General features: G+C 58.9%; 10 protein-coding genes. All 10 read right to left on the bottom strand.

What is annotated here, in order from left to right:
* A partial coding sequence (carB, locus tag V3W31_02155; GenBank protein MEE9613739.1) for a carbamoyl-phosphate synthase large subunit occupies window positions 1-2,708 on the bottom strand: 2,708 nt, incomplete at its 3' end.
* A gap of 25 nt (window positions 2,709-2,733) precedes the next feature.
* A complete protein-coding gene (gene carA / locus V3W31_02150; GenBank protein MEE9613738.1) occupies window positions 2,734-3,858 on the bottom strand; it encodes a glutamine-hydrolyzing carbamoyl-phosphate synthase small subunit in 1,125 nt (374 codons plus the stop codon).
* 49 nt (window positions 3,859-3,907) lie between these two features.
* The gene (locus tag V3W31_02145; protein MEE9613737.1) at window positions 3,908-5,233 is read right to left on the bottom strand and encodes a dihydroorotase; all 1,326 of its coding nucleotides are present in this window, start codon (window positions 5,231-5,233) and stop codon (window positions 3,908-3,910) included.
* A 5-nt stretch (window positions 5,234-5,238) separates the two neighbouring features.
* A complete protein-coding gene (locus V3W31_02140; protein ID MEE9613736.1) occupies window positions 5,239-6,225 on the bottom strand; it encodes an aspartate carbamoyltransferase catalytic subunit in 987 nt (328 codons plus the stop codon).
* Entirely contained in the window at window positions 6,222-6,806 is a 585-nt protein-coding gene (gene pyrR / locus V3W31_02135) for a bifunctional pyr operon transcriptional regulator/uracil phosphoribosyltransferase PyrR (protein MEE9613735.1), read from the bottom strand. Before pyrR ends, V3W31_02140 begins: the two co-directional genes overlap by 4 nt.
* A 180-nt stretch (window positions 6,807-6,986) precedes the next feature.
* On the bottom strand, window positions 6,987-7,346 hold the full coding sequence (locus tag V3W31_02130; GenBank protein ID MEE9613734.1) for a hypothetical protein: 360 nt from the start codon (window positions 7,344-7,346) through the stop codon (window positions 6,987-6,989).
* Window positions 7,347-7,446: 100 nt separating this feature from the next.
* Complete coding sequence (locus V3W31_02125) at window positions 7,447-8,757, bottom strand: UDP-glucose/GDP-mannose dehydrogenase family protein (GenBank protein ID MEE9613733.1); 1,311 nt, start codon at window positions 8,755-8,757, stop codon at window positions 7,447-7,449.
* A gap of 4 nt (window positions 8,758-8,761) precedes the next feature.
* Window positions 8,762-9,832, bottom strand: a complete 1,071-nt coding sequence (rfbB, locus tag V3W31_02120; GenBank protein ID MEE9613732.1) for a dTDP-glucose 4,6-dehydratase — start codon at window positions 9,830-9,832, stop codon at window positions 8,762-8,764.
* A gap of 2 nt (window positions 9,833-9,834) precedes the next feature.
* Complete coding sequence (locus V3W31_02115; protein ID MEE9613731.1) at window positions 9,835-10,293, bottom strand: dTDP-4-dehydrorhamnose 3,5-epimerase family protein; 459 nt, start codon at window positions 10,291-10,293, stop codon at window positions 9,835-9,837.
* A 13-nt stretch (window positions 10,294-10,306) separates the two neighbouring features.
* Window positions 10,307-10,700 (bottom strand): sugar nucleotide-binding protein (locus V3W31_02110; GenBank protein MEE9613730.1); only part of this gene is annotated, 394 nt, incomplete at its 5' end.

Here is a 10,700-nt window from a genome sequence, read left to right as displayed (position 1 = left end):
GTTATCTCGTGGGTAAGCCCGAGCTCCGAGAGGCTTCTTCCTTTCCCTACCATGAGCTTCGTCGCTATCTTGGCCAGAGGCTTTCCTATGGCCTTGCTTACGAACGGTATGGTCCGGGAGGCCCTGGGGTTTACCTCGATTATGTAGACTTCGCCGTGCTTCACGGCGAACTGGACGTTCATGAGGCCGACGACTTCAAGCTCTTTCGCGAGCGCCACGCTCTGCCTCCTGACCTCGTCGAGCACGTCCGGTGGCAGCGAATAAGGGGGTATGGAGCAGGCCGAGTCGCCGGAGTGGACGCCCGCCTCTTCTATGTGCTCCATTATGCCGCCTATAACGACCGTCTCGCCGTCGCTTATGCAGTCGACGTCGATCTCGATCGCGCCTTCGAGGAAGCTGTCGATGAGGACGGGGTGCTCGGGCGAGGCCTCGACGGCGCGCGTCATGTAGCCCATGAGGCTCGCCTCGTCGTAGACTATCTCCATGGCCCTGCCGCCGAGTACGTAAGAGGGGCGGACCATGACCGGGTATCCTACCTTTTTCGCAGCGGTTATAGCTTCGCCGGTACTCCGCGCCATGCCGCTCTCGGGGCGCTTGAGTTTCAGTTTTGTCAGGAGTTCGTCGAAGCGCTCCCTGTCCTCGGCCCTGTCGATGGAGTCCGACGTGGTGCCGAGTATCCTCACGCCCGCCCTCTCAAGCGGCACCGAGAGTTTTAGCGGGGTCTGCCCGCCGAGCTGCACTATAACGCCGTGTGGTTTTTCCTTCTCCACGATGTTCATTACGTCCTCGAACGTAAGGGGCTCGAAGTAGAGGCGGTCCGAGGTGTCGTAGTCGGTCGAGACGGTCTCGGGGTTGCAGTTGACCATAATGGCCTCAAAGCCCTCCTCCTTAAGCGCGAAGCTTGCGTGCACGCAGCAGTAGTCGAACTCTATGCCCTGTCCGATGCGGTTGGGGCCCGAGCCGAGTATCAGCACCTTTTTCTTCTTTTTTCCATCCGTCGGCGCGGCCTCGCACCCGGTTTTTTTCTCATTATCGTTCACATTATAGTATGGCCTCTCGTGGGTGGAGTAGAGGTACGGCGTAAAGGCCTCGAACTCGGCCGCGCAGGTATCGACCGCCTTGTAGACGACTTTGATGCCCGCCTCCTTAAGCGCCGAGCGTATCCCCTCCTCTCCCTTGCCCGTAAGCTCCCCGAGGAGTTTATTGGAAAAGCCCCACTCCTTGGCCTGCCGTAACAGCTCGGGCGATGGGCCGCCCGTTATTATCTCGGCTTCGAGCCCGATTATGTCGCGGATGTTATTTACGAACCACGGGTCTATGGAGGTTAGAGAGAATATTTCTTCGGTGGTCATGCCCCCCCGTATGGCATCGGCGAGGTACCAGATCCTTTCGGCGCCGGGGGTTTTAAGGCGCGCGGCTATTAGCTCGCGCTCGGTATCGGTGGGGTTAAACGGCCCGCCTACCCCGTCGCCGACCTTCTTTTCGAAGCCGTAGCTCCCGGCCTCGATCGAGCGGAGCGCCTTGCCGAGAGACTCCTTGAAGGTACGCCCTATGCTCATGGCCTCCCCCACGCTCTTCATCTGGGTTGTAAGGGTGGCGTTGGCCCTGGGGAACTTTTCGAAGGTGAAGCGAGGGACCTTTACGACCACGTAGTCTATGGTCGGCTCGAACGAGGCCGGGGTTTTTTCGGTAATGTCGTTCGGTATCTCGTCGAGCGTGTAGCCGACGGCGAGCTTCGCGGCGATCTTCGCTATGGGAAAGCCCGTGGCCTTGCTCGCGAGCGCCGAGCTCCTCGATACGCGCGGGTTCATCTCTATCACGCAGATCTTTCCGTTATTCGGGTTCATGGAGAACTGTATGTTCGAGCCGCCCGTATCCACGCCTATCTCGCGGATTATCGCTATGGCCGCGTCGCGCATTATCTGGTACTCCTTGTCGGTCAGGGTCTGGGCCGGGGCAACGGTTATGGAGTCCCCTGTGTGGACGCCCATGGGGTCGAGGTTCTCGATGGAGCAGATGATGACGACGTTATCCATCCGGTCGCGCATCACTTCGAGCTCGAACTCCTTCCAGCCTATGACCGACTCTTCTATGAGGATTTCGTCGGTGGGGCTCGCGTCGACTCCGCCCTTTGCCATGGCCTCGAACTCTTCGCGGTTATATGCTATGCCTCCGCCCGTTCCCCCGAGCGTAAAGGAAGGCCGTATTATGACCGGGTAGCCGAAACCCTCTATCGCTTCGACGGCGTTTTCAAAGCCCTTGACGCAGACGCTCCTTGGGACTTCAAGCCCTATCTTACGCATGGCCTTTTTAAAGAGCTCCCTGTCCTCGGCCTTTTTTATGGCCTCGATACTCGCGCCTATGAGTTCGACGTTATACTTATCGAGCACGCCGCGTTCGGCGAGCTCGACCGAGACGTTAAGGGCGGTCTGGCCGCCCATGGTCGGAAGCAGCGCCTGGGGTTTCTCGCGGGCGATAATCTTTTCGACCATGTCGGCGGTAATGGGCTCGATGTAGGTACGGTCGGCGAAGTTAGGGTCGGTCATTATGGTGGCCGGGTTGGAGTTGACGAGGACGACCTCGTAGCCGTCCTCCTTAAGCGCCTTGCAGGCCTGCGTGCCCGAGTAGTCGAACTCGCACGCCTGCCCTATGACGATAGGGCCCGAGCCGATGAGGAGTATCTTATTTATGTCGGTACGTTTGGGCATAACTTTTCACACTACACGTACTTCATCACCCCATCATCCCCGTAAACCTCTTGAAGAGATACGACGCGTCGTGCGGGCCGGGGGAGGCCTCGGGGTGGTACTGGACCGAGAAGACCGGCTTATCCTTTAGCTCTATACCTTCGACCGTTTGGTCGTTAAGGTTAATGTGGGTAACTGCCGCTACTTTCTGCACTGAATCGATATCGATACTGAAACCGTGGTTCTGGGAGGTTATCTCCACCCTGCCGGTCTTAAAATCCTTTACCGGCTGGTTCCCTCCCCTGTGCCCGAACTTGAGCTTAAAGCTCTTGCCGCCGAGGGCGAGTGAAAGCAGTTGGTGCCCCAGGCATATGCCGAAGACGGGTTTCTTCCCGATAAGCTTCCGTATGCTCTCCTGCGCGTAGGTGACGGGCTCCGGGTCTCCGGGGCCGTTGGAGAGGAATACGCCGTCCGGCTTCATCTTCAAAACCTCCTCGGCAGTAGTCGTCGCCGGCACCACCGTCACATCGCACCCCACCGACACCAGGTGACGCAGGATATTCCTCTTCATACCGAAGTCGTAGGCCACGACCTTATACTTATTCCCCTTCCCATTACCTTTGGAGAATCCGTCTTCAATATCCCACAGCCCCTCGTCCCAAGTATACGATTCCTTACAGGTCACTTCCTTAACTAAATCCCTCCCCACGAGGCCGGGCTTTTTTTTCGCTTTTTCGACGAGCGAAGCGGCATCGAGGTCAATCGTGGATATAACCCCCTCCATCGCGCCCTCGTCGCGAATGTGGCGGACGAGCGCGCGGGTGTCTATCCCCGCTATGCCGACGATCCCGTTATCCTTGAGGTAGCCGTCGAGCGTGCCTGTTGACCTCCAACTGCTCGGATAGGGGCAAGACTCCTTAACGATAAAGCCCTCGACCCAGGGGTGCCGGGATTCGACGTCCTCCGGGTTCACGCCGTAGTTGCCCTGCTGGGTGTAGGTCATGGTCACGATTTGCCCCCTGTAGGAGGGGTCGGTCAGGACCTCCTGATAGCCGGTGAGCGAGGTATTGAAGACGACCTCCCCGCCGGTCTCGCCCTCCGCTCCGAAGGAAAAACCCTCGAACACGGTGCCGTCGGCGAGAGCGAGGATTGCTTTTTTATGATTAGGCATAAAAACCCTTAAGTTTTATATAATTATAGGTAAATGTTAATAAGTTAGCTTATTTTTTAGCCCTGCTGTAGACGACTTTGCCGTTGAGGATCGTCTTAACAGCCGCTCCTTTGAGCTTCCAGCCGGTAAAGGGCGTATTTTTCCCTTTTGAGCGGAATTTTGACGGCTCCACGGTCCATTTCAGCCCCAAATCGACGATTGTGACGTCCGCGGGGCTTCCGACCTTCAAACTCCCGGCATCGAGTCCCATTGCCCTGGCCGGGTTCGAGGTCATGGCCCTTATGGCGGTCGCAAGCTCCAGGACCCCTCCATCCACGAGTTTTAGGACCAGCCCGAGGGCCGTCTCAAGCCCCACCACCCCGTTGGCCGCGGCGTCGAACTCGACATCTTTCTCGACCGAGCTGTGCGGTGCGTGGTCCGTGGCGATGCAATCTATGGTGCCGTCGGCGACTCCTTTCCTCAGGGCCTCGACGTCTTCGGGGACCCTGAGCGGCGGGCTCATCTTGAAGTTAGTGTCGTAGCCCTTGAGCGCCCCATGGTCGAGAGTGAGGTGATGCGGCGTGGCCTCGGCCGTTACGGCGACCCCGCGCTTCTTGGCCGCCCTTATAAGCTCCACCGCCCCGCGCGTACTTACGTGCGCTACGTGCAGCCTGCCTCCGGTGAGCTCGGCGAGCGCGATATCCCGGGCGACCATCGAGTCCTCCGAGGCGTTGGGTATACCCTTAAGGCCGAGCCTCGTTGAGACCTCCCCCTCGTTCATGACCCCCTCCCCTGCGATGGAAAGCTCCTCGGCGTGGCTTATTACCGGCAGATCGAAGATGGTCGAGTACTCAAGGGCTCTCCGCATAAGCCCGCCGTCCGTGACGGGCATGCCGTCGTCGGATACCGCCGCACAGCCCGCTTCCTTTAGCTCGGCCATCTCGGTCAGCACCTTTCCCCGAAGCCCCTGACTCACGGCGCCGACCGGCAACACCCTCGCCGGAGCGTCCGCGGCCTTCCTTATTATAAGGCGCGTGACCGAGCCGTTATCGTTAACCGGTTCGGTATTGGCCATGCAGAGTACGGTGGTAAAGCCTCCCGCAGCGGCGGCGGCCGTGCCGCTCTCTATGGTTTCCTTGTACTCGAAGCCCGGCTCCCGGAGGTGGGTGTGCAGGTCTATCAGGCCGGGGACGACGAGCAGCCCCTTCGCGTCTATAACCTCTGAGCCCTTGCCCCCCTCCCCCCCCTCCCCCCCTTCCCCCCCCGTGTCCTTGCCGCCTTTTCCGGGGGGGGTCATTGAGGCTATGCGCCCGTCCATTATGACTATGTCGAACTTGCCGTCAATGCCCGTTGCCGGGTCGAGTAGCCTGCCGTTCTTTATAAAGAGTTTTTTCATTTTCATTACGCCGCGTCTCCTTCGTCAAACGATACCCTGTCCGGCTTCCGACGTTCTCTGGGGTAATTTGGCTTAGGCCCGCCAAGCAGTAGATAGAATAAGGCCATCCTGACGGCCAGGCCGTTAGTTACCTGGTCGAGAATCAGAGACCACGGCCCGTCGGCCACCTCCGGGGAAATCTCCACCCCCCGGTTCATGGGGCCGGGGTGGAGGATAATGACGTCTTTCGGCGCCTTCTTGAGCCGTGTGGCGTTAAGGCCGTAGAGGCGCGAGTACTCCCTCACCGAGGGGAAGAACGCACTCTTCTGGCGTTCGAGCTGAATCCGGAGCATCATTATAACGTCGGCGTCCTTTATGGCCTCGTCCATATCGGTAAAGGCCTTGCATCCGAGCGCCTCTATGCCCGGCGGCATCATGGTGGGCGGGGAGCAGACCCGCACTTCGGCCCCGAGCTTGGTAAAACCTATTATATTCGAGCGGGCGACCCGAGAGTGCAGTATGTCTCCGGCTATGACGAGCTTTACCCCTTCTATCCTCCCGAGCTTCTCCCTTACGGTAAGTATATCCAGGAGCGCCTGCGAGGGGTGCTCGTGCGCGCCGTCCCCGGCGTTTATCACCGCCGAGTCGAGGTAGCCGGCGAGCATCGCGGGCGTGCCGGCCACCGGGTGCCTTATGACGATACAGTCCGGCCTCATGGCCTCGAGGTTAAGGGCGGTGTCCTTCAGGGTCTCACCCTTCTTTACCGAACTGGCCGCAACGGAGATGTTTATCGCGTCGGCGCTCATCCTCTTTGCCGCTATCTCGAAAGATGTCCTTGTCCTGGTCGAGGGCTCGTAGAAGAGGTTTATGACGGTCTTCCCCCGGAGCGTGGGCACCTTCTTTATGTCCCTCTCCGAGACCTCCTTGAACGACTCGGCCGTTGAGAGGATGAGCTCTATCTCCTCTTTAGTGAGTTCCTCGATACCGAGGAGGTCTTTTTTCTCGAGCTTCATCCCTGCCCCCTCCCCCCCCTTCCTCCCTTACCGCCCTCGGCGGGCGTGACCACCACCTCGTTCATGCCGTCTTCCTCTTCAAGGTGGACCTTTACTCCCTCTCCGAGCGAGGTGGGGATGTTCTTGCCCACGTAGTCGGCCTTTATGGGTATCTCCCTGTGCCCCCTGTCCACGAGCACCGCGAGCTGGATGACCATCGGCCTTCCGAAGTCCATAAGCGCGTTCATGGCGGCGCGTATGGTCCTACCGGTAAAGAGCACGTCGTCCACCATCACCACGAGCTTCCCGTCAATGGAGAACGGTATGTCCATCTTTTTGAGCGGCGGGGCCTCCTTTATCGCTATGTCGTCCCTGTAGAGAGTGGCGTCCAGCGCGCCGACCGGCACCCCCCCCCCTTCCCCCCCCTCTATCTCCTCTATCTTGGCCTTTATGCGGCCTGCCAGGTGCCATCCCCTGGTGGGTATGCCGAGTATGACGAGCCCTTCGGTGCCGCCGTTCCTCTCGAGTATCTCGTGGGATACCCGGGCAAGGGCCCTCTCGATAGCCTTGCCGTCCATTACCGTTTTTTTATTTTTTGCCATCTCTCGCTCCCCGCGTTATCCGCTCAGGCGGGCATGCGCCCGCGCAAAAAAAACCTCCACACCCTTGATGGATGCGGAGGTTTCCCTGATTTTAGAATTTTCGCTCTTCATCTCTCCCCTTCTTAACCTCTCGGGGTTAAGTTAAAAGGGTTTGTGTGCTATGTGCGGTTCCCGCGTATCTCAGCGGGTCGGTACTATCCGCTCCCTGCTGTGAATGCGAAACGGGGTCACGTGCTGATACTTGCCGAAAAAATCCAACTCGACCTCGTATTCAAGCTTTATATCCACGTTGTGCATCCTTAACTCGATCGTCAGGTTGCGTTCGTTGACCGGGATGTACCACTCGTTCGCTACCTGGAGTATGTCCTTTTTAAGCACCAGAGCCCCAGCGCGGCTGGGTTCGTACTTGTGGGCCAGTTTGGCGATGGAGGCGATCTCGTACTTCATCATGTAGTAATGGAAGTACATGGGTACGAACTTGAACCCGGCGTACACCCCAAAGCAGAAGGCGAAAATCCAGAAGTAGACCTTGAAGTCCACACTACCGCGATTATCCAGATATAATTTACCCGTCACCCTGTAACTATATACCGCTTTAGAGGCCGATAGTCAAGACAATTCACCATAGGTGGTACTCAGGTCAGGCCCGGGGCCTGCCCACCGAGACGTAGTTGAAGCCCGACTTCTCCATCTCTTCGGGGGTGTAGACATTCCTCAGGTCCACCACCAGAGGGCTTTTCAAGAGCCTCTTTATCCTCTCCAGGTCGAGCTTCCTGAACTGGTTCCATTCGGTGAGTATCACGAGGCAATCGCTTCCGTCTGCGGCCTCGTAGGAGTTTTTACAGTAGGTGACGCTGCCTGGCAGCACCTCCCCGGCGTTTTTCATGGCGACAGGGTCGTAGGCCCTTACCTTCGCCCCCCCCTCCACCAGAGAGCGCACTATGTCCACGGCCGGGGACTCCCGTATGTCGTCCGTGTTGGGCTTGAAGGTAAGGCCGAGTACTCCGATTGTCTTGCCCGAGAGGCCGCCAACGGCGCCGTCCACCTTCTCCACCATGAGTCGCCGCTGCGCGGTATTGACCTCTATGGCCGCCTCCACTATCCTGAAGGTATAGGAGTGGTCCCTCGCTATGGAGGTTATGGCAAGCGTGTCTTTCGGGAAGCACGACCCTCCGTAGCCCGGTCCGGGGTGCAGGAACTTGGGCCCTATCCTCTTGTCGAGCCCCATGCCCCTTGCGACGGTATGAACGTCGGCGCCGACCTTCTCGCAGAGATTCGCCACTTCGTTAATAAAGGATACCTTGGTGGCGAGGAAGGCGTTGGAGGCGTACTTTATGAGTTCGGCCGTCTCCACGTCGGTGATGACGAAGGGGGTTTCTATAAGGTATAAGGGAGAGTAGAGGTCTTTCAGTATGGCGACGGCCTGTTCGCTCCTCGTGCCGAGTACCACGCGGTTTGGCCTCATGAAGTCCTCGACGGCCGAGCCCTCCCTCAGGAACTCGGGGTTTGACACGACGTCGAACTTGCCGTCCGTACCGACCTTCTCCCGGATGATACCCTCTATGAGGCCGCCCGTGCCCACCGGGACCGTGCTCTTGGTGACCACCACCTTGTAGCCCACGAGGTTGTCCGCGATGGTGCCCGCCACGTCCTTGACGTACCTGAGGTCCGCCGAGCCGTCATCACCCTGCGGTGTCCCGACGGCTATGAATATCACGAGCGAATCCTGAATGCTCTTTGCAAGGTCGGTGGTGAAGGAAAGGCGGCCTTCCGCGAGGTTCTTATCGACCACCTCCTTCAGCCCCGGCTCGAATATGGGTATCTCGCCTCTCCTGAGCATCTCCACCTTGGCGGCGTCCTTGTCCACGCACGTGACGTTGACCCCGAAGTCCGCGAAGCAGGTCCCGGTAACGAGCCCCACATAACCCGTGCCTATGATGCATACGTTCATGCCGTCATCTCTCCTTATAGTTCTTATCGTAATAGTCCATGTACTCCCCTGTCCTCACCCTGTTGCACCATGGACGGTTTTCGATGTACCATTTAACGGTCTCTCTTATCCCGCTCTCGAACGGATATTGAGACTCCCAGCCGAGTTCCCCCTTTATCTTCGCGGCGTCTATGGCGTAGCGGCGGTCGTGGCCGGGACGGTCCGTGACGAACTTTATGAGTGAGGAGTGGGGAACGTCGGGCGAAGCCGGGACGAGCTCGTCCAGTATGGCGCATATGAGCTTCACAAGGTCTATGTTCTTCCACTCGTTGTCACCGCCGATATTGTAGGTCTCGCCGGGCTTCCCTTTGCGCAGTGCCGTGTCCAGCGCCATGGCGTGGTCCCGTACGTAGAGCCAGTCCCTCACCTGAAGCCCGTCCCCGTAGACTGGAAGCTCCTTCCCCTCCAGCGCGTTAAGCACGATAAGCGGGATGAGTTTTTCCGGGAACTGGTAGGGCCCGTAGTTGTTCGAGCAGTTGGTCGTCACCACCGGCAGTCCGTAGGTGTGGTGGTAGGCCCGGACGAGGTGGTCGGAGGCGGCCTTGGAGGCGGCGTAAGGGCTGTTCGGCATGTAGGGGCTTTCCTCGCTGAAGAGCCCCTCCTCGCCGAGCGAGCCGTAGACCTCGTCGGTGCTCACGTGAAGGAAGATGCGGTCCTTACTACCCTTCTCCTTCCATGCGTTCCTGGCGGCCTCCAGCAGCGTGAAGGTGCCCATCACGTTGGTAGTTAAGAACTCCTCCGGCGCTATGATCGACCGGTCCACGTGCGACTCGGCGGCGAGGTGGATGACCGAGTCTATCTTGTGCTCGGAGAACACCTTATCCACGAGCGGCCGGTCGGCTATGTCGCCCTTTACGAACTTGTAGTTCTCCCGGTTCTCCAGACCTTCGAGGTTTTCGAGGTTGCCGGCGTAGGTGAGGCTGTCGAGGTTAACCACCTTATCCCCGGGATATTCCTCCACCATGTAGCGGACCGTGTTGGAGCCTATGAAGCCCGCCCCGCCGGTTATGAGTATGTTTTTTCCCTCTCGACCCATAGTCAGTCCAGGGTGTAGCCGGTCTCCGGCATATCTTCGTGCCGGACCTCGTCCACCGCTTCTTTTTTACCCTCCCCCGCGTAGAGACGGTTCGGGCCGTTAAAGACAAGCCCCGGAACGGGGCCGACGTTCTTGTACGCGTGGACCACCCCGGGAGGTATGACCACGCTCCTGGGCTCGTCCTCACCGGCAAGGAAGGTGACCTTCTCCCCGTAGCTTTTCGACCCCTTCCTGTTGTCCCAGAGGTATACTTTGAAGGTCGAGGGGCCGAAGAAACAGAAGTAGTCGGTCTGGCGGAGGTGTTCGTGCGGGCCGCGGGCCTTCCCCGGCAGACTCTCGGAGACGTAGGCCATTACGGGCCCTATCTCCTCGTCTATTTCGTCGGAACGGAAGAGCTCCACGAGCCAGCCCCGCTCGTCCGTACGTTTATTCAGGTCCGTTATTATTACCCCGTCTATCATCTTTCCGTATACCTCACAGCGTGTCCATAAACCTCTTGAGGGCGTCCTTCCAGTGCGGGACCTCTCTGCCGGTGGTTTTTTTGTACTTCCCCTTATGCATCACCGTGTAGTTTGGCCTCCGGGCCGGTGTCGGGTACTCTTCGGTCAGTATGGGTTTTAGCGTCCTTAGCTTCAAGGGGACGGAGCCCTTCTCCTTCATGCGTCCTACTATCTCATGGGCGAAGTCGTACCAGCTCGCCACCCCCTCGTTGGAGAAGTGGTAGGTGCCCGGCCGTCCGGCCTCCATAAGGGCCGCCACCGCTTTCGCCAGGTCGGCCGTATAGGTTGGGGTGCCGACCTGGTCGAAGACCACGCCGAGCTCCTCCCGTTCCCCGGCCAGGCGCATTACGGTCCTGACGAAGTTGTTG

The sequence above is a fragment of the Thermodesulfobacteriota bacterium genome (assembly GCA_036482575.1).
Lineage (GTDB): Bacteria > Desulfobacterota > GWC2-55-46 > GWC2-55-46 > JAUVFY01 > JAZGJJ01.
This window is presented reverse-complemented; position numbering and strand designations above follow the sequence as displayed.